Source organism: Microbacterium oxydans (genome assembly GCF_000956405.1).
Classification (GTDB): domain Bacteria; phylum Actinomycetota; class Actinomycetes; order Actinomycetales; family Microbacteriaceae; genus Microbacterium; species Microbacterium oxydans_C.
Genome location: NZ_JYIV01000013.1, coordinates 53062 through 72971, shown reverse-complemented (window position 1 = coordinate 72971; position 19910 = coordinate 53062). Strand labels below are relative to the sequence as shown.

The 19910-nt window shown below is 69.1% G+C and carries 17 protein-coding genes; 12 read left to right on the top strand and 5 right to left on the bottom strand.

Annotated elements, in window-relative coordinates:
* Position 1 precedes the first annotated feature (1 nt).
* A complete protein-coding gene (locus tag RN51_RS01810; protein ID WP_045262334.1) occupies positions 2-1252 on the bottom strand; it encodes a sugar ABC transporter substrate-binding protein in 1251 nt (416 codons plus the stop codon).
* 181 nt (positions 1253-1433) lie between these two features.
* On the opposite strand from RN51_RS01810, the gene RN51_RS01805 reads away from it, so the two are divergent.
* Entirely contained in the window at positions 1434-2438 is a 1005-nt protein-coding gene (locus RN51_RS01805) for a LacI family DNA-binding transcriptional regulator (protein WP_045262333.1), read from the top strand.
* A gap of 15 nt (positions 2439-2453) precedes the next feature.
* On the opposite strand, the gene RN51_RS01800 is transcribed toward RN51_RS01805, so the two are convergent.
* A complete protein-coding gene (locus RN51_RS01800) occupies positions 2454-3674 on the bottom strand; it encodes an MFS transporter (protein WP_045262332.1) in 1221 nt (406 codons plus the stop codon).
* Between the two features lie 82 nt (positions 3675-3756).
* Between RN51_RS01800 and RN51_RS01795 the strand changes: the two genes are divergently transcribed.
* From RN51_RS01795 to RN51_RS17890, 7 genes are all read left to right on the top strand, one after another.
* A complete protein-coding gene (locus tag RN51_RS01795) occupies positions 3757-4062 on the top strand; it encodes an ArsR/SmtB family transcription factor (RefSeq protein WP_045262331.1) in 306 nt (101 codons plus the stop codon).
* A 61-nt stretch (positions 4063-4123) separates the two neighbouring features.
* On the top strand, positions 4124-4690 hold the full coding sequence (locus tag RN51_RS01790) for a TetR/AcrR family transcriptional regulator (RefSeq protein ID WP_045262330.1): 567 nt from the start codon (positions 4124-4126) through the stop codon (positions 4688-4690).
* A 108-nt stretch (positions 4691-4798) separates the two neighbouring features.
* Entirely contained in the window at positions 4799-6223 is a 1425-nt protein-coding gene (locus RN51_RS01785) for an MFS transporter (protein WP_045262329.1), read from the top strand.
* Positions 6224-6440: 217 nt separating this feature from the next.
* Entirely contained in the window at positions 6441-7229 is a 789-nt protein-coding gene (locus RN51_RS01780; protein ID WP_045262328.1) for a Rossmann-like and DUF2520 domain-containing protein, read from the top strand.
* Positions 7226-8110 carry a pantoate--beta-alanine ligase gene (gene panC, locus RN51_RS01775; RefSeq protein ID WP_045262327.1) on the top strand — a complete coding sequence of 295 codons (885 nt, stop codon included), beginning with the start codon at positions 7226-7228 and terminating at the stop codon, positions 8108-8110. The genes RN51_RS01780 and panC overlap by 4 nt, the downstream gene beginning before the upstream one ends.
* Positions 8107-8976, top strand: a complete 870-nt coding sequence (gene panB, locus RN51_RS01770) for a 3-methyl-2-oxobutanoate hydroxymethyltransferase (protein WP_045262326.1) — start codon at positions 8107-8109, stop codon at positions 8974-8976. The genes panC and panB overlap by 4 nt, the downstream gene beginning before the upstream one ends.
* A 122-nt stretch (positions 8977-9098) precedes the next feature.
* Positions 9099-10346 (top strand): hypothetical protein, encoded by a 1248-nt coding sequence (locus tag RN51_RS17890; protein ID WP_052674538.1) that lies wholly within the window; start codon positions 9099-9101, stop codon positions 10344-10346.
* Between the two features lie 86 nt (positions 10347-10432).
* On the opposite strand, the gene RN51_RS17885 is transcribed toward RN51_RS17890, so the two are convergent.
* Together RN51_RS17885 and RN51_RS01750 are read right to left on the bottom strand one after the other, a co-directional pair.
* On the bottom strand, positions 10433-12067 hold the full coding sequence (locus RN51_RS17885; RefSeq protein WP_052674537.1) for a glycosyltransferase family 2 protein: 1635 nt from the start codon (positions 12065-12067) through the stop codon (positions 10433-10435).
* 140 nt (positions 12068-12207) lie between these two features.
* Positions 12208-12486 (bottom strand): helix-turn-helix domain-containing protein, encoded by a 279-nt coding sequence (locus RN51_RS01750; RefSeq protein WP_045262347.1) that lies wholly within the window; start codon positions 12484-12486, stop codon positions 12208-12210.
* A 66-nt stretch (positions 12487-12552) separates the two neighbouring features.
* Here RN51_RS01750 and map point away from each other — a divergent pair, with 66 nt between their 5' ends.
* The 4 genes from map to RN51_RS01730 all read left to right on the top strand — a co-directional run bounded on the left by map (position 12553) and on the right by RN51_RS01730 (position 17915).
* Complete coding sequence (map, locus tag RN51_RS01745) at positions 12553-13326, top strand: type I methionyl aminopeptidase (RefSeq protein WP_045262323.1); 774 nt, start codon at positions 12553-12555, stop codon at positions 13324-13326.
* 89 nt (positions 13327-13415) lie between these two features.
* Complete coding sequence (locus RN51_RS01740; RefSeq protein ID WP_197073158.1) at positions 13416-14048, top strand: PadR family transcriptional regulator; 633 nt, start codon at positions 13416-13418, stop codon at positions 14046-14048.
* 45 nt (positions 14049-14093) lie between these two features.
* A complete protein-coding gene (locus tag RN51_RS01735; protein ID WP_045262322.1) occupies positions 14094-15788 on the top strand; it encodes an ABC1 kinase family protein in 1695 nt (564 codons plus the stop codon).
* A gap of 135 nt (positions 15789-15923) precedes the next feature.
* Positions 15924-17915 carry a BCCT family transporter gene (locus RN51_RS01730; protein ID WP_045262321.1) on the top strand — a complete coding sequence of 664 codons (1992 nt, stop codon included), beginning with the start codon at positions 15924-15926 and terminating at the stop codon, positions 17913-17915.
* A gap of 288 nt (positions 17916-18203) precedes the next feature.
* Here RN51_RS01730 and RN51_RS01725 read toward each other — a convergent pair whose 3' ends face one another.
* On the bottom strand, positions 18204-19901 hold the full coding sequence (locus RN51_RS01725; RefSeq protein ID WP_082066250.1) for an SDR family oxidoreductase: 1698 nt from the start codon (positions 19899-19901) through the stop codon (positions 18204-18206).
* Between the last annotated feature and the right edge of the window lie 9 nt (positions 19902-19910).

Sequence of the window (19910 nt, the reverse complement as noted above, 5' to 3'; positions counted from 1 at the left end):
GTTACTCGACGACCGCTTCGAGGTTCGACTGCACGGAGTCGAGGATCGTCTTCGGGTCGGCTGTCTTCAGCGACTCGAGCTGCGAGTTGAAGTCGGCGATCACGTCGGCGGTGCCGGCCTGGTTCGGGGGGAACTGGGCATAATCCGCACCGGCGAGGAACGGGGCGAGCTCGGGGTTCGCGGCGGTCCACTCGTCGGCGGCCGACTTGATCGACGGCATCGGGCCGAACGCCTTCGAGAACGCCAGCTGGCTGTCGGCGCTCGTCAGGTACTCGACCAGTTCGAGGGCGGCCTGCTGGTTCGGGCTGTCGGCAGCCATGCCCCAGCAGTTCGTGAACTGCAGCGTGCCCTTGCCGCCCGCGCCCTCGGGGAGCTCGGCGACCGTGTACTCGAGGCTGCTGTAGTCGTTCGACAGCGCTCCGGTGATCCAGTTGCCCTCGATGACCATCGCGGCGGACTGCTTGCCCAGGGCCTCGCCGCCCCAGCCGGCCCCGACGTCCTTGGCGTAGGCGAAGGTGCCGTCGACCAGGTGTGACTTCACGTAGTCGAGGGCCTCGACGTTGGCGGCGTCGTCGGCGATGACCGTGCCGTCGTCGACGAGACCGCCACCGGCCTGGGCCATGAACACGCCGACGCGCTGGTACTCGGCGCCGAAGGCCAGGCCCACGTGGTCGGCGGTGGTGAGCTTCTGTGCCACCGCGGAGAGGTCGTCCCAGGTCTTCGGGAGGTCGGCGTCGGTGAGGCCGGCGTCGGTCCACATCTGCGTGTTGATGATGAGCGACAGCGTCGAGAAGTCCTTCGGTGCGCAGTAGAACGTGCCGTCCACCGTGAAGTTCTCCACGAGAGAGGGGTAGAAGTCGTCCTTGTTGGAGAGCTGGTCGCCATAGGCCTCGAGCGATCCGTTGGCGGCGTAGCCGGAAGCCTGGTCGGTGGAGAGGTAGAACAGGTCGGCGGGGTCGCCGGCGGCGAAGCCCTGCGACAGCTCCTGGTCGAGGTTGCTCGCGGTCTGCAGCTTCACCTTCGTGCCGGAGTCGGCCGACCAGGCGTCGATCGCCGACTGTACGGCCGCGGTCTCGGCGTCTCCGGACGAGCCGATGAGCACCGTGAGTGCGTCGTCGGACGAGGTGAGTCCCTCGCTGTCCGCCTTGGTGTCGTCTCCGGCGAATCCGGAGCCGCAGCCGGTGAGCACGAGCGCGCTGGTGAGCAGCACCGCCCCGGTGCCGAAGACTGCGCGAGTGGTGTGCCGTGTCATGGTCTCTCTCCTTTGATGAGTCACTGCGGGTGCGATGAAGTGGTGCGGACGACGGTCTCGGGAGGACCGTCCAGGCTCCGTGGCAGAAATTTGAACGATCAAACTCTGCGTGGAATAGGCTAAGCGGGAGTCACGGGAGGTGTCAACCCGGACCGGACCCGAACGTGGACGAGGAGGTGCGATGGCGAAGGCGCCGACCGTCGAAGACGTCGCCGAGCGCGCTGGCGTCTCCCGGCAGACGGTCTCGAACGTGCTCAACACTCCGGACATCGTCCGCCCCGCGACCAGGGAACGCGTGCTCACGGCGATCCACGACCTCGGGTATCGCCGCCACGCGGCCGCTCGACGTCTGCGGCTGCGGCGCAGCTCGACCATCGGGATCCGCCTCGATCCGTATCTCGGCGGCATCTCCGGCGTCGTGCTCGACCGCTTCGTGCACGCCGTCACGGAGCGGGCGAGCGAGCGTGGTATGCGGATGCTCGTCTACGCCGCCCGCACGCGGGAAGAGGAGATCCAGCGACTGTCGGAGCTGTGGGAGGGGTCGGAGATCGACGCCGCGATCATCACCGGCACCTCGCGCGACGATCCGCGCGTGCGCAGCCTCGACCAGGACGGGCTGCCCTTCATCTCGTTCGGCCGCCCCTGGGGCGAGGACGACATCGCCGATCCGCGCCACCTCTGGGTGGACGTGGACGGTGCGGCGGGAACACGTGCCGCGACCGAGCACGCGCTGACGCACGGCCGACGGGTGGCCTTCCTCGGATGGCCGACCGGCTCGGGCACCGGCGACGACCGCGAGCGCGGCTGGCGCGAGGCCATGGCTGCGGCTGGAGCGCAGGGCGAACGGCTCACCGCGGAGGAGGGTGTTCCCCTCGCACGCGCCTGCGTCGATGCGGCGCTCGCCGCAGGTCACGCGCCCGACGCTCTCGTCTGTGCCAGCGATTCGCTCGCCGTCGGCGCCCTGCTGGCCGTCGCCGCTGCCGGGCTCTCGCTTCCGGTGATCGGCTTCGACAACACCCCGACGGCCGAGGCGCTGGGCTTCTCGAGTGTCGAGCAGCGGCCCGAGGATGTGGCCACGGCCGTCCTCGAACTCCTCATGGGCCCCACGGGGGAGATCGTCGCCCCGCGCACGCTTCAGTCCGGGTCCGCGCACGCGCTGATCACGCCTGAGCTCGTCGTCCGCTGACGTGCTCTTCCGCGTCTATGCCGCGCGGCGCATACGCAGCGTGAACGCGATCCCCGCCAGCGCGATGACGACGATCCCGTAGCCCACGCACACCGCCTCGAGGCCGACGACTCCGACCAGCGCGCCCGCGATGACCGCCGGTACGCCGAAGGCCAGATACGCGAGCAGATAGATCACGGCGAAGGTGTCGGCGCGCTGGGTCGCCGGGATCCGCGGGGCGAGCGAGGCGACGACTCCCGAGAACGCGGTGCCGAACCCCATCCCGGTCACGGCGGCAGCGAGGAGATAGAACGGCAGCGAGCCGAGCCCGAGGGCGATGAGCGACAGCAGGGTTCCGGTCGCCAAGGCGGCAGTGCCGAACATCACCATCGACCGTGCTGCGAGCTTCCGGAGCGTGAACGCGGTCAGGGCTCCGACGCCGGCGAGCAGCACTACGCCGAGCCCCTGCCAGATGTGCGCCTCGCCCCCGAGCTCGCCTCGGACGATGTTGGCTCCGAGCGACAGGAACAGCCCGCCCGTCGCCCACCCCGCGATGACCGCCGGAGCGCCACGCCAGAAGTCGGCCCTGATCGCGGTCGGGATCGACAGCCGGAAGCTCAGTGACGCCCAGACGCCCGGCTTGCGCGGTGCGGTCTCCGGCACGAGGAAGAACAGCGCCGCGAGCAGGATGTACGCCGAGCTCAGTGGTGCGAACACGTCGAGCAAGGCCTCGCCGCTGACGTCGAGCATCACGCCCGAGACGAGCGCTCCGAGCGCGAGGCCGATCCCGGGGCTGAGTGCGTTCCACAGGGCAGCGGTCCCCGTGCGGCCGCCCGGAGCGAAGTCGAGCACCGTGGCGGAGAGGGCCGAGATGAGCAGGCCGCTCGCGACGCCCTGCAGGATGCGCGCGAGGAAGAGTGTCGCCACGGCGTCGGCGTGCCAGAACAGGAACATGCTGCCGGCGAGCAGCAGCAACCCTGCGATCACCACGGGTCGGCGTCCGACGTGATCCGACAGGGAACCGGCGGTGAGGAGAGTGAGGAGCAGCGCCACCGCGTACACCGCGAACACGGCGCTGATCACGACGGGTGCGAAACCGATCTGCTGCGCGAGCACCGGGTAGAAGGGCGAAGGCGCACTCGCACCGACCATCATCAGGACCTGTGCGACGATCGCCAGCACGAACCCGAACCGGGTACGTGTCTGCGGGGAGGTCTTCGCCAGCGGGACGGCGACGATCGGCTCGGTAGTGGTCATGGCGTCTCCTCGTTCGGTTCGAGAATCATCGAACTATCGGAGCGTACGCGCGTTTCGTCAATTGTTCAACTATTATCGAACTATGCCTGGCGATCTTCCTCACCCGGAGCGCTCCGAGATCCAGCTCACCGACGTGCTCTTCGCGCTCAGCGACCCCGAGCGACTCGCCATCACGCGTCAGCTCGCGGACGGCCCGCTCGACATGGCCGCCTGCCACGCCACCGACCCCAACCTCCCGAAGTCGACCAAGTCGCATTTCATGAAGGTGCTGCGCGAAGCGGGTGTCATCCGCAACGAGCCGAACGGACGCCGGCGGATGCTCACGCTGCGGCGCGACGACCTCGACGCCCTGTTCCCCGGGCTGCTGGACTCGGTGCTGCGCGACTGACTCTGCGTCGAAGCACAAGATCATCTTGTCGATCTGCGAGAGTGAGTGTACAGTCACTCATATGTCCACGAACCGCAGCTCGATCCTCTCCACGGCGGACGCCCGCAAGCCTGTCGTCGCCGCGGCTGCGCTGGCGGCATTCGCGCGGGGCGGGTATCACGGCACGACCGTCGCCGACGTCGCACGCGAGGCCAAGATCTCGCCGGCCTACGTCTTCAAGCTCTACTCGGGCAAGGAGGCACTGTTCGTCGTCGCCCTGGAAGCCTGCTTCGATGCGATCCTCGTCGCCCTCGAAGAAGGCGCGGATGCCGCGGGCGACACCTCGCCCGAGGGTCTGCTCGACGCGATGGGGGACGCCTACGCGCACCTGATCTCCGACCGGAAACTGCTCATGCTGCAGGTGCATGCGCAGTCGGTGGCGGAGATCCCGGCCATCGGCGAGGCGCTTCGTGCGGGGCTCGAGCGCATCACGGTCTTCGCTCGACAGCGTTCGCGCGCCGAGGATGCCGACGTGCAGCGGTTCATCGCCTACGGGCAGCTCTGCCACCTGATCGTCACCACGCAGCTCGACGGGCGCCCGGGGGATTGGGTCGCCCTCCTGACCAGGGGGATCACCCACCCCGACTGACGTCGGTCCCCGGCAAGGGCGCCTTCGTTTGCCTTCAAGAGTGAGTGAGCAGTCACTCAGATACTTCCCAGAACCGAATCAACCACCGAACAAGAACAGGAGCATCCCATGACCTCTCCCACCGCCACCACGACCCGAGCCACCGCCTCACCGCGCAGCTCCAGGCGTTGGCTCGCGCTCAGCGTGCTCGCCCTCGCGCAATTCCTCGTCGTGCTCGACGCCTCGATCGTGAACATCGCGCTCCCCGTGCTCGGCGCCCAGCTCGGCATGAGCACGGCCGCCCTCGCCTGGGTGATCACCGCCTATGTGCTGGCTTTCGGCGGGCTTCTCCTCCTCGGCGGACGTCTCGCCGACCGCTATGGACACCGCCGCGTGTTCCTGATCGGCGCGGGTGGCTTCGTCGCGGCCTCCGCACTCGCCGGGTTCTCCGTGTCGAGCGAGATGCTCCTCGGCGCGAGAGCTCTCCAGGGCGCCTCGGCCGCACTCCTCGCCCCCGCGGCGCTGGCACTGCTCACCCATCTCTTCCCTGACGACAAGGAGCGCACGAAGGCCCTCGGCGTATGGGGAGCCGTCGCCGGGATCGGGTCGGCGGCCGGAGTTCTGCTCGGCGGTGTGCTCACGGCCACTCTCGGGTGGCAGTCGGTGTTCTTCGTCAACGTCCCCGTCGGCGCGCTCGTGCTGATCGCCATCCCGCTGCTCATCACCCGCGACGGCGCCCGTTCTCCCGGGCGACTCGATGCCGCCGGTGCGGTCACGGTCACGGGCGCTCTGGTGGCTCTGGTCGGCGCGCTCAGCGCCGTAGAACAGCTCGGATTCGTGCACCCACTGCCGATGATCCTGTTCGCAGCGGCGCTCGCGCTGGGTGTCGCGTTCGTCCTGATCGAGCGGCGCGCTGCAGAGCCGCTGGTGCCGCTGGCGGTCTTCCGCAACCGCAACCTGGCGCTCGGGAACATCGTGATGCTGCTCGGCGGGGCGGCGATGGTGGCGCTCTTCTTCGCTCTCTCCGTCTACATGCAGGCCGTGCTCCACTACGACGCGCTCGCTGCCGGCCTCTCGCAGCTGCCGCTTGCGGGTGTGCTCGTGCTCGTGGCGGGTGGGGCACCCGCCCTCATCGCGCGCGTCGGCACCCGCCCGGTCCTGATCGGTTCTCTGCTCGTCCTGGCCGGAGGGCTCGCCTGGCTCGCAGCCGCGCCGTCCGATGCCACGTTCCTCGCGCAGCTGCTCGGGCCGACGATCCTGGTCGGAGTCGGTCTCGGCGGGGCTGTCGTGGCGACGACCCAGCTCGCGGTGGACGGCGTCGACGGGGGAGAATCCGGCCTCGCCGGCGGTCTGATCAACACGAGTCAGCAGATCGGTGGCGCGGTCGGACTCGCCGTTCTCGGGACCGTGGCCGGTCTGCGCACCGCGGCGCTGTCCGCAGAGGGAGCCTCCGAGGCAACTGCCCTCACCGGTGGATTCTCCTGGCTCTTCCTCGGGGCGGCGGCACTCGCCGTCATCGGAGCGGGGATCGTCGTGGTCTGGCCACGCGACTGAGCTCAGCGGGCGGGAGACCCCTGGGGTGCGTCCGCGTACCTCAGGGGTTCGTCGATTCCGTCGGAGAGCGGAAAGACAGGTGTAAGCGGTCCAGAACGAGCATAATGCTATCTCTGGCGGCGTACGTATGCTCACATTGCTCCGCGATTTGGATCGCACGCGGTGCCGGGCAGATACTTCTGGCACCCGCGCCGCGTGACCCGGCCCGGCAATCGACATGCACACATCCGCCTTTCTCGCACCAGGGACGACCATCGCCATCGTGGGCGCGGGTCGTCTCGGACGCGTACTCGCGCGGGCTCTGCGGGCAGCCGGGTTCGACGTCGTCGGACCCCTCGGACGCGACGAGCGGATTCCGGATGTGGATGTCGTCCTCCTCACCGTCCCGGATGCGGCCATCGCCGAGGCTGCGCCCGTCGCCCGCGCCCACGCGGATTTCCTCGGGCACGTGTCCGGCGCGACAGCGCTCACCGACGTGGACTTCAGCCTCCACCCGCTGCAGACCTTCACCGGCGACGAGCCCGCCGAGGTGTTCCGCGGCATCGGTGCCGCGATCGCCGGTCGCACGCCCGCAGCCCGCGAGGTCGCGGAACAGCTCGCCACCGCCCTCGGCGCGAGTCCGTTCGAGATCGACGACGCACAGCGCGTGAGCTATCACGCGGCCGCGTCGTTCGCCTCGAACTTCGTCCTCACGGTGCTCGACGCCGCGGAGGGCCTGGCCTCTGATGCGGGGATTCCCCGCGACATCACCCGTTCGCTCCTGGCCCCGCTCGTGCGTCAGACGGTCGAGAACTGGGCGGAGAACGGCGCTGCCGCGGTGCTGACCGGACCCATCGCCCGAGGCGACGAGGGGACGGTGGCGCGCCAGCGTGCTGCCGCGGAAGCCCTCGAACTCGACGACCTGTTCGACGCACTCGCGGCAGCCACGCGCGAGGTCGCCGCCCGACCCACCGCCACCGCATCTGCCATCGCCCCCGCGCCCGCACTCGAGGAGCCCACGCCATGAGAATCCTCCGCACGATCCCCGAGGTCCGCGCTGCGATCCGAGACGCCAGAGCCGCGGGTGAGACCATCGGCCTCGTGCCCACCATGGGAGCTTTCCACGATGGCCATCTCTCCCTCATGCGCGCTGCGCGCGAGGCGTCCGACCTCGTCGTCGTCTCGCACTTCGTCAACCCGACCCAGTTCGGCGCGAACGAAGACCTCAGCGCGTATCCGCGCGACGAGGCCCGCGACGCGGGGCTCGCGGAGGCCGCGGGCGTCGACATTCTCTTCGCTCCCACCGAGTCCGAGATCTATCCCGACGGGTTCGCGACGAACATCCACGTCGCCGGTCTCGCCGACGTGCTCGATGGCGCGAGTCGTGGGGCGCACCACTTCGACGGCGTCGCCACGGTCGTCACCAAGCTGTTCGGGATCGTCCGACCGGATGCCGCGTACTTCGGGCAGAAGGATGCGCAGCAGGTGCTCGTGGTCCGCCGCGTGGTGCGAGACCTCGACCTCGACGTGCGGATCATCGCCTGTCCGATCGTGCGGGAGGCGGACGGCCTCGCCATGAGCTCGCGGAACGTCTACCTCGACTCGGAGGCGCGCTCGCAGGCGTCTGCTCTGAACCGGGCGCTCGACGCGGGGGCTGCCGCGTTCGAGGCCGGCGATCGCGACGCGGGGAGCATCCTCTCGACGGCGCGCGGAGTGCTCGCCGATGCCGGCATCGATCCCGAGTATGTCGAGCTCCGCGATGCCGAGACGCTGCGGCCCCTCGCCCGCGTCGACCGTGACGCCCTGCTCGCGGTCGCCGCGCACGTCGGGGCGGCCCGTCTCATCGACAACCACGTCCTGCACGTCGCCGATGCCGCGGCGACAACCGATACGGAGGTCAGCGCATGAGCGCTCACGCCGCTCCCCGCACCCAGCTCACCCTCGCCGCCCTCGCCGCGAAGAAGGCCTCCGGTGAGCCCATCGTGATGGTCACCGCGTACGACCACCCGAGCGCACAGATCGTCGAGGCCGCCGGCGTCGACGTGGTGCTCGTCGGGGACTCCGCCGCGATGACCGTGCTCGGCTACGACAGCACGGTGCCGGTCACGCTCGACGAGATGCTGATGCTGACCAAGGCGGTGCGGCGAGGGCTTACAGTGCCTCTTCTCGTCGGCGACCTGCCCTTCGGCTCGTACGAGGCCTCCGACGAGGTCGCCATCGCCACTGCCCAGCGCTTCATCAAGGAGGCCGGCTGCGACCTCGTGAAGATCGAGCGTGGTGGGACGACGGTCCAGCGCGCCAGGGCTCTCGTGCAGGCGGGCATCCCGGTCGTCGGTCATGTCGGGCTCACGCCGCAGACCGCCACCGCACTCGGGGGCTACCGTGCGCAGGGGCGCTCCGCCGAAGCCGCCATGGCCGTGATCGACGATGCGCTCGCACTGCAGGAGGCCGGGTGCTCGATGCTCGTCGTGGAGGCCGTGCCCTCCGATGTGACGGCGGCGCTCATGCCGCTGCTGGACATCCCGGTGATCGGCATCGGAGCGGGCGGGGCGGCTGACGGGCAGGTGCTGGTCTTCCACGATCTGCTCGGTCTCTATGACGGGGCTGCCGCCAAGTTCGTGAAGCGGTACGCCGAGCTGCGGGCGGATGCGATCACGGGGGTCGGGGCGTACGCCTCGGAGGTGCGCAGCGGCGCCTACCCTGCGCCCGAGCACGGGTACGCGATGGCGCAGGGGGAGGCCGCGCGTCTCGAGGAGCTACTCGCGAGCCGATAGATCGCGCCTGCCCAGGGCTCGTGGTCGCAACTCTTCTGCACTGAAGACGGCTTCGTCGAGTTCTCGACAATCGGTGGGTTCGGGTCCTGAGATGATGCTGCGGACGACCTAGCGTTGCGCGGATGAACCTCTCCGAGCACGTCCACGTCACGTGGGCACTTCATGTCGAGATGTCGGTCGCAGGATGCCCCGAGCTCACCCGCGTCATCGGTGTCCCGCGCGATGCCCCTTCCTACTGGCTGATCGAGGCATATCGCCTGAGTCTCGGGCTCGAACCGGAAGCGCCCGAGCTCGAATCGGACGCGGATCGGTCGCCACTCATCGACCTCTGCGTGTGGAGAACTCCGACGCAACAGGTGCCTGTCCCCGGCGTCGCTGACGTGGTGGACGTGGCGATCAGCGGACCTTATGCGACGCGGATGGGGGACCCGCGGGTCACCGTGATCGAGCCAGGATCCGACCCGGTGACCGCGCACCCCTCGACGGAGTGGCAGACGCAGCGGCCGGCTTTCCGGGCGGAGCATGTGGGGATCGAGCTCGCGCAGCGTTTCGGCCTGGTCCAGCCGCGCCTCGACCCCGCGGCGTGGGGAGTGGCCGGCGATGCTCTCCGTCCGTTCTCGCCCCTGGCCGCACTGTGCGACGGGCTGTCTCCCGCTCGGCGCCTTGCCCTCCTCGCGCACCTCGACGATGCGCGGCTGATCGACGCGGTGCCGTTCGACGAGACCGCGGCGGGCTCCGAGATCGCGGAGATGGCGACGGCCGGCATCCGGACTCTCGTGACGAGGGTCGACCCCGACGGCGTCGACCAGGATCCGGCCGCCGGGTGGCTGCCCCGCGCGATCGTCTCCGACGCCGTCGACGCTCTCGACTGGCCGGCCGTGGCGGTCCCCGGCCTTCCCGACCCGGTCGATGCTCTCGCGTCGCTGGCGCGACGGACGAAGGCGATACGTCGGCTGCGTGGCTGCATCGTCGTCACGCACCTCGGGCGAGCACTGGCCGACGGTGAGGTGCGGGCGTTCCTGCGGATCATCGATGGCGTGCGGGCGCTGGGGAGGGAGAGGCTGTTCCCCAGCGGCTGGCCGCGTGCGGTCACCCTCGCCCTGCTGGCTGTCGCCGACGGATCCGCCTCGACCTTCGACGAGCTGTTCGCCGTCGTGGCGCGAGGGGAGGCTGCGGTGGAGGAGGGGCGCGGTGATGGACGATTCTCCGAGTGGTCTCCGCGGGCGCATCTGGGCGGCAGCGTCTGGCGCGCGGGCGATCCGGCTGGGGTGCATCGGGTGATCGAAAGCCTGTGCGCGCTCTCATCGCCGGGCGAGTACGGGTCGATCAGCCCCGCGATGCGCGCTGTCGCACGAGCGGCCCTCCAGTGACGCTGTCGGCTGGAGCGCTGTGCCCGCCGGCCGGGGTGTCGCTCGTGGGGATCGTCGCCCGTGGCGGCCGGGGTGGCGGGGGAGCGTCAGCTCTTCCTGGTCAGAGCGCGCACGCGACGGACAGCACGTCCGGTGAGGTCCTTCATCCGGCCGCCAGGCCACTCGCGGCGCAGTTCGACCGTGCCCTTGTCGGTCGCTACGAGGGTGCAGGAGCGGCCTGCCAGCAGCGGAGACCGTCCGGCGCGGGCAAGCACGGCAGGGGAGGCTTCGAGCGGTGTCTCGAAAGTCCACCCCGCATGTCGGACCTTCACGGTCAGCGCGCCCCCGCGGGAGGTGTCATCCGGTCCGAACACCTTCACGGGGTCGATCGCCACTCGGGCGGAGTCGAGCTTGCGGGGAAGTCGACCTCCGAGACGGCGCTCGGCACCGGTATCGCGATCGCGGAGGAAGAGGTCGACCCGATCGTTGCGAAGCTCGCGGTTGGCGATCACGAGGTCCTCCGGGAGTCTCTCGGTCGTCGAGGCCGGGAGCGAGATGAGCCGCGTGACCTTCTTGGAGCGTGCGGCTCCGGATGCGGGGTCCGCCGACTGCTCGGTCGTGGTTTCGAAGACGAACGCGTCTTCACCCGCTCTCGTGAGGGTCACGCGGATCGTGAAGTGCAGACCGCCACCGCGAGACCAGTGCACCTCGGTCACGACGGCGCGACATGTGATCTCGGATTCGAAACGCGCCAGCTCCAGCAGGTCGTCACGTCGCCCGGCGCGCAGCAGAGCTGCGCGGATCCGGTGGGGGAACCCGAGGCCGGCATCGACGCCGGGGCCGAAATGCTCCTGCACCAGCGGCGTGACCACATCGAGCAGGCGTTCCCGGTAGTCGTCGGGGTACCTGGCCATCTGTCGGCCCGAGAGCCGCTTGAGGATCTTGCCTCGGAACCAGTGCCGAAGAAGGCGATCGCGGAGCTTTCCCGGCTCGGTGTGCGCTTCGACGAGGTCGAGCACCGTTTCAAGGTGCGGGAAGTACGACTCCGGGTCGATGCGCGAAGAACTCGCGCTGCCGGGCTCCTTGACCCAGGCGTAGCACGGCTCGCTCCCCAGGACGGAGATCGTCGAGGCCGCGAAGTACGCCTGCATCACGAAGAGGTGGTCTTCCAGCCGCACCTTGCCCTCGGGGAAGCGGATGCCGTTGGCCCGCAGGAACGACGTCCGGAACATCTTGTGCGGCGTGAGCATCTCGAGCAGCGGGTCGGTTCCGAGGACGGCGTTCGGGATGTCGTGGCTGAAGATCCGGCTCGGAAGGCGGCGGCCGATGCCCACCTCCTTGCCGACGATCACATCGGAGGAGTGCAGGTCTGCATAGTCGGACAGCTTCTCGAGCGCACGGTCGAACAGGTAGTCGTCCTGATCGACGAACTGCACGTAGGTTCCACGAGCCGCATCGACCCCATGATTGCGAGGCATGCCAGGCCATCCGGAATGCTCCAGCGACAGTACGCGCACGTGCGGCCGATCGCGGGCGATGTCGGCCAATCGGGCAGCCGTGGGCTCGCCGGAGCCGTCGTCGCACAGCAGCACCTCGAACGACGCGGTGCCCAGGCTCTGTCGGTCGAGTGACGCGATGAGGTCGTCGAACGAGGGGCCCGGTCGCCATACCGGCACGATCACGCTCACACGGATGTTGCCGGTGTCGCTGCTGTTCTTCTCCGGCCGATCACTCTGTGACAAACGTCTCACTCCCCCAAGTCGACAACTCCCAGAGCTAACCACGTCTTCCTGTGTGCGTCACCGGGCTTGCGCGACAGTCGGGCGTGTGCGCGAGGGAACTCGACTCGGACGGCTGATCGCGGATGAAGCGCTGGCGCGGGTCAGGAGGCGATGCTCGGCGCGCGGCCGCTGTCTGTGTGAGAACCGATCTCCGCCCACACCGCGTCCAGGGAGAGGCCCAGCACGTCGGTCACGGCTGCGATCGTCGAGAAGGCAGGCGTTGCCACGCGCCCCGACTCGATCTTCCGCAGCGTCTCGGGGGAGATTCCGGCTTCCAGCGCGACCGACAGCATCGACCGATCTCCGCGCGCCCGACGCAGGACGACACCGAGGCGCTCACCGCGTTCGATGTCTTCGGGGCTGAGGGGCAGGCGGACCATCATGGCGACCATTCTAATCCCGGGATAGTATTACCGGGATTGTTATTGGAGCAACGAGGGAAGATCGTGATCGAGATACTGAACGCCGACGAGCTCGGTCGTGCACGGGCGGCGGGCGCCCTCGTCGGCGACATGCTTCAGGAGCTGAGAGCTCGTGCTGCGGTCGGTGTGAACCTGCTCGACCTCGACCGATGCGCCCGCGAGCTGATCGAGCGCGCCGGTGCCGAGTCCTGTTATGTCGACTACGCACCGTCGTTCGGCCGCGGACCCTTCGGTCACTACGTCTGTACGGCGGTGAACGACGCTGTGTTGCATGGCATGCCCCACGACTATCGGCTCGTCGACGGCGATCTGCTCACGCTCGACCTGGCCGTCACGCTGGGAGGAGTCGCCGCCGATGCGGCCATCAGCTTCGTGGTCGGTAGGAATCCTGCCGCCGAGGACCTGGCGCTGATCGCGACGACCGAGCGCGCGCTCGCCGCCGCCATTGCCGTCGCGCGTCCCGGGGCGCGCATCGGCGACCTCTCCCATGCGATCGGAACTGTCCTGAGTGCTGCCGGCTACCCGATCAACCTCGAGTTCGGCGGGCACGGCATCGGATCGACCATGCATCAGGATCCTCACGTCGCGAACGACGGTCGACCGGGCAGGGGATATGTGCTGCGCCCCGGCCTGCTGCTCGCACTCGAACCCTGGGTCATGGCCGACACGGATGAGCTCCGCACGGATGCCGACGGTTGGACTCTGCGGAGCGCCACCGGATGCCGCACGGCGCACAGTGAGCACACGATCGCCATCACCGAGGGCGGCGCGGAGATCCTGACGCTGCCGTCTCACTGACCCGGCATTCGGATCCAGAACTCCCACCCCGCGCCCAGGGTTAACGATATATCGTTGAGTATCGTTCACACCTACAGCAGGAGGTCATCATGAACAACGCATTCCCCTCCAACCCGTTCGGCGGCACCGGCGGCTCCAGCAGTGGCGGACCCGGCGGACTCTTCGGCGGTTCCGGCTTCGGCACCGGCTCCGGTGGCCCGGCATCCGCGATCTTCGAGGCGATGGATCAGCTCCGGAAGTCCTTCGAGTCGCGCCCGTCCGGTGGTTCGCGCATGGCCCGCGGCGACGTACGGACGGCCGTGCTCTCGCTCCTCTCCGAGAAGCCGATGCACGGCTATCAGATCATCAACGAGATCGCCGAGCGCAGCGGCGGCATGTGGAAGCCGAGTGCCGGTTCCGTGTATCCGACCCTGCAGCTGCTCGCCGACGAAGGGCTGATCGAGGCAGAGGAGCAGAACGGCCGCAAGACCTACTCGCTCACCGAGGCCGGCCGTGCTGTCGCCGACGAGAGCTCGGAGACCCCGGCGCCGTGGGAGTCATCGACCGGCAAAGACGGTCAGCGCGACAATGCCCGCTTCCACGCTCTGCCGAAGGCGGGCGTCGACCTCGCTGCCGCGGCTGCCCAGGTCGGTCGAAGCGGTTCCGCCGAACAGGTGCAGCAGACGATCGAGGTCCTCGACGAGGCCCGCCGTAGGCTGTACACGATCCTCGCGCAGGACTGACCGCGCAGTGCGGCATCGAGTGGGGGTCTGCGAAGGGACCACGCGATGACGGATGCTGCGGCACAGGGTGTGCACCGCGCCAGGTACCGCCGCATCCTGTCGTTCGCCGGTCGTGAGTTCCTCAAGATCTGGTGGTTCGAACTCGTCCTGCCCCGTTTCGGGATGAGCCGAATCTCGGAGCGGACGCGTGGGCAGCGGATGCAGACGTTCGCGCGTCGGTTCCATGTGCTCGCGGTCGAACTCGGCGGACTCATGATCAAGGTCGGACAGTTCATGTCGTCGCGCCTCGACGTGCTGCCGCCGGAGATCACGAAAGAGCTCGAAGGGCTGCAGGACGAGGTTCCGCCCGTGCCAACCCCGGCGATCCGTGCGCTCGCCGAAGCCGAGCTCGGCATCCCGCTCGAACGGGCGTACGCCTGGTTCGACGAGAACCCCGTCGCGGCGGCTTCCCTCGGCCAGGTGCACCGCGCCCGACTGTCGGCGCTCGACGCGGCGGACACGGGGCTCGGCGAGGTCGTGGTCAAGGTTCAGCGACCCGGCATCGATGAGATCGTGGCGGTCGATCTCGCGGCCCTCCGCCGGGTCGCGCGCTGGCTGACGCGCGTGCGCATCGTCGCCGATCGCGTGGATGCGCCCGCACTCGTGGAGGAGTTCGCCGCGACCAGCCTCGAGGAGATCGACTACCTGCACGAGGCCGCGAGTGCGGAGCGCTTCCGCGAGAACTTCGCAGACGATCCCCGCGTCGACACTCCCGAGATCGTCTGGGAGCGCTCGACCCGTCGGGTGCTGACGCTGTCGGACGTCACGGCCATCAAGATCAACGACATCGATGCCCTCCGCGCCGCGGGGATAGATCCCTCCGAGGTCGCCGCCGTCTTCGCCGAGGTCATGTTCGATCAGGTGTTCACGCACAGCTTCGTGCACGCCGACCCCCACCCCGGCAACATCTTCGTCACGCCTTCGCCGCTGGTGGAGGGCGGCACGGGGCGTGGTTTCCGCCTCACGTTCATCGACTTCGGCATGATGGCCGAGATTCCTGCGAGCCTCCGCGACGGATTGCGCACACTCCTGATCGCGGTGGCCGGTCGAGACAGTCGTGGCCTCGTCGCCGCCGCGCAGGAGATCGGCGTGCTGCTTCCGTCCGCCGACACGGCCGAGCTCGAACGGGCGCTCACCACGTTGTTCGCCCGTTTCGGAGGCATGGGGTTCGCCGAGCTGAGCAAGGTCGACCCGCGCGAGTTCCGTGACTTCGCGGAGGAGTTCGGCGACATGGTGCGCTCGCTCCCGCTGCAGCTGCCCGAGAACATGCTGCTGCTCATCCGTGCCGTCTCGCTGACGTCCGGCATGTGCAGCGGCCTGGACCCTGCTTTCAACGTGTGGGATGCGGCGGAGCCCTACGCCGGCCGTCTGCTGCGCGACGAGAGCGGCAACATCGTGCAGGCCTTCGCGAACCAGGCGATGGGCACGATGTCCACGACCTGGGCGTTACCCGGCCGCATCGACAAGATCATCACGCGCCTCGACGACGGCAACGTCACCTTCGACACCTCACGACTCGAGCGTCGACTGGACCGGCTCGAGGGCATCGCGCGCCGCATCGGCTCCGGCGTCCTCTTCGCGGCGCTGCTGGTCGGCGGCGCGCTGCTCGTGCCGTCGGTGCCGCCCCTGGGCATCACCCTGGTCTGCGTCTCGGCACTCCCGCTGCTGCACGCGCTGTTCGGCGGGCGCCGCCCGCGCTGACTGCGACGCGCCCGAAAACCCAGAGCAGACAGCGTCCGCCCGGCGCGTCGCTGCCCGACGCGCCGCGGTTCGCGCCGACGGTCTGGGTTTCGGCCCAGCCTCGGCCGGACAGCGTCCATGACAAAATGGACTCTCATGGACACTCCTGACGAGAAGCCCGACGAACGCTCCGCAGGATCGAACCCTCCGCGTCCGCAGACCGACGCCGTCGGAACCGGCACGAACCGCCTTCCGGCCAAGGCCTCCGAGACGGCACGCAAGATCGTCCGAGATATCACGACCGTTCCGCCGCGCAGCGTGCACCCGGCGCTCGTGCCCGGTGTCTCGGTCGAGGAGACGGGGCGCACCTACCGCACCGACCCGCTCGTCTTCGGCGTCGCCGCCGCCTTCGCCCTCGGATTCATCGCCTGGGGTGTGTTCGCGGGCGACAACCTCGCCGGCACCACGAGCACGGTCCTCGCCTGGGTCGTGGAGTACTTCGGCTTCTTCTTCACGACCATCGCCACGATCATCCTCGTGTTCATGCTGTTCGTCGGCTTCAGCAAGTACGGGCGCATCCCCCTCGGCCGCGACGACGAGGAGCCCGAATTCTCGATGTTCTCGTGGATCTCGATGCTCTTCGCGGCGGGCATGGGCATCGGCCTGGTGTTCTGGGGCGCCGCCGAGCCGCTGACGTTCTTCGAGAACCCGCCGCCGGGCACCGTCGAAGCGAACACCCTCGAGGCCATGCACACGGCGCAGGCCCAGGTGCTGTACCACTGGGGTCCGCAGGCCTGGGCGTTCTACGCGCTCGTCGGCGGTGCCATCGCCTACGGCGCCTACCGCCGCGGCCGCACCCCGCTCATCTCCTCGATCTTCGCCCCGCTGCTCGGCGAGAACCGCACCACGGGCCCGGTCGGCCGCACGATCGACATCTTCTCCATCATCGTGACGCTGTTCGGCACGGCAGCCTCCCTCGGACTCGGGGCGTTGCAGATCGGCCACGGTGTCGAGCTCGTCAGCGGCATCGGGCCCCTCGGCAACGGCATCCTCATCGCGGTGATCGCGGTGCTCACGGCGTGCTTCATCGCCTCCGCCGTGTCCGGTGTCTCCAAGGGCATCCGGGCGCTGTCGAACATCAACGCCGTGGTCGCGATCCTGCTCGCGTTCTTCGTGTTCTTCGTCGGTCCGACACTGCTGATCCTCAACGTGATCCCGTCGGTCGCCGTGCAGTTCATCGGCGATCTGCCTACCATGATCGGCCGCTCCGCGTCGCAGGGCGAGACCGCGCAGGCCTTCCTGTCGAGCTGGACGATCTTCTACTGGGCGTGGTGGATCTCCTGGTCGCCGTTCGTCGGCATGTTCATCGCGAAGATCTCCCGCGGACGCTCGCTCCGTCAGTTCGTGTCGGTCGTCATCGTGGTGCCGTCCGCCATCTCGCTCGTGTGGTTCGCGATCTTCGGCACGACGGCGATCCAGCAGCAGATGGACGGCGCAGGGCTCACCGTCGACCCGCCAGAGGAGGTGCTGTTCGGGGTGCTGGAGAACCTGCCGTTCCCGCTCATCACCAGCATCGTGCTCATCCTCCTCATCGCGATCTTCTTCATCACGGGCGCCGACTCCGCCTCGCTCGTCATGGGCACGCTCTCCCAGCAGGGTCGTCCGGAGCCGTCACGCTGGGTCGCCGTCGTCTGGGGCGTGCTGGTCGGTGTGATCGCGGCCGTGCTGCTCGTCAGCGGGGCCGAGGGGAGCGGCCTGCAGTCGCTGCAGAACGCGACGATCATCGCGGCGCTGCCGTTCGCGATCATCATGACGTTCATGATGATCGCGTTCATGAAGGATCTGCGACGGGATCCCCTGATCCTGCGCGACCGGTATGCCCGCGCCGCCGTCCGCCACAGCGTCATGGCCGGGCTCGAGGAATACGGCGACGACTTCGCCCTCGTGCCCGTCGAGTACGACCACTCGGAGGACGACCTCGCCTGGATCGACGAGGACACCGTCGACGACACGTTGGCCGAGGTGTACGAGGCCGCGACCGAGGCGATCGACATCATCCCGCCGGCCGAGGTGGACGCGGTCGTCGATGCTGCGTTGGAAGACGGCCCCGTGGACCCGGACCCCGCTCCGCAGCCCCGCACGGATTGACGACGCTCCCGGGGGCTCTGGGTGCCGGGGTGCCGGGGTGCGCGTCAGGGCGTGGTGCGCGTCGGGTCGGCGAGTCGGTGCGTCGGGTCAGGCCGGCGAGTCGATGCGTCGGGTCAGGCAATCACGCGGGATCAGGCGACTTTGCCGGGAAGTCACCTGTTTCGGCGTGTTCGCCTGTGTCGGCGGGGTGGGTCGTTTGAGTGCAGCCGAGCGTGTGGGCCGTCGGCTCAGGGCGCGTCGGCTCAGGGCGGGTCGGCTCAGGGCGCGTCGGTGCGTCGGGTCAGGCAATCACGCGGGATCAGGCGACTTTGCCGCGGGTTCGCCTGTTGCCGCGCGTTCTCCTGTTGTCGCGGGTGCGCTTGAGTCGGCGGGTGCGCTTGAGTCGGCGCGTTCGCCCGTTTCGGCGCGTTCGCCTGTTCCGGCGGGGTGGGGCGGTGCCGAGGGAGAAGTCTCGAGGTCCTCGGCGGCGGCGGTGATGCGCGCGGCCATGCCCGCGAAGATCGCGCCGTGGAAGGGCAGCACGGCGAGCCAGTAGAGGCGTCCGGTCAGACCGCGCGGGAAGAAGATCGCGCGCTGCTCGTAGCGCGCCCCCTTCGCATCGGGTACCGCGCGCAGCTCGAGCCATGCCTCTCCCGGCACCTTCATCTCGGCGCGGAGGCGCAGCAGCGATCCGGCGTCCGTGGTCTCGACCGCTTCGACGCGCCAGAAGTCGATCGCGTCGCCCACACGTGCGGCGGTGCGACTGCGTCGGCCACGGCTGAGGCCCACGCCGCCTACGATGCGGTCCATCCACCCGCGCACCGCCCACAGCAGCGGCGAGGAGTACCAGCCGTTCTCCCCGCCGATACCGAGGATCACGCGCCACAGCTCCGAGGGAGACGCGGTCGTGGTGACCGAGCGCGAATCGGTGAAGACCGTGCGTCCTGCCCAGTCGGGGTCACTCGGCAGCGGGTCGCTCGGTGCGCCGGAGACCTCGGAGTCCTGCCAACTGGTCTCGATGGTGTCGCCTCGCACGCGGCCGAGCGCCAGGTCGACCGCACGTCGATACGGGGTCAGGCCGCCTTCGGGCCGGGGGATCAGCTCGTCGACGGCGTGATCCTTCATGATGCACTCGTTCTGCAGCGACGCCACCAGAGGGCGGGCGATCGACCGCGGCACCGGCGTGACCAGGTTCACCCAGTGCGACGCGAGGCCGGGAGTCAGCACGGGGAGGGCGGCGATCGCCCGCTGGCGCAGGCCCGCTTCCACCGCGTAGCCGTTCATCATCTGGCCGTAGCGCAGCACGTCGGGTCCGCCGATGTCGACGGCGCGGTTCACGTCCGCCTCCACACGCGCCGCCCCGAGGAGGTAGTGCAACACGTCACGCACGGCGATGGGCTGGATGCGGTTGCGCACCCACTTCGGCGCCGGCATGTACGGCAGCACGTCGGTGAGGTGGCGGATCATCTCGAACGACGCAGAGCCCGAGCCGATCACGACCCCCGCCTGGAGCACGAGTGTCGGCACTCCGGAGTTCAGGAAGATCTCGCCGACCCGTACGCGCGAGCGCAGGTGCGGGGAGAGCTGCGCATCGTCCGGATGCAGTCCGCCGAGGTACACGATGCGTCGCACGCCCGCTCGGGCAGCGGCATCCGCGACGGTCTGAGCAGCGCGCTCGTCGCTCTCCTCGAAGCCCTTTCCTGCCGACATGGAGTGGATCAGGTAGTAGACGACGTCGACGTCGTCCACGGCTGCGGCGACGGCATCCGCATCATCCGCCGAGCCCTCGACGATCTCGCAGTCGTCGCCCCACGGGAAGGAAGCCGCGCGGGCCGCATCGCGCGCCAGCACCCGCACGCGGTATCCGGCGTTCAGCAGTCGCGGGGTCAGCCGCCCGCCGATGTAGCCGGTCGCACCGAGCACGAGGGCCCGCGGCGGAGTCCCATCATCGCGGGGGATGGCGCGCAGAGCATCTTCACGACCGGTGGGCTGGGTGAGTTCCGACATGGCAAGAGC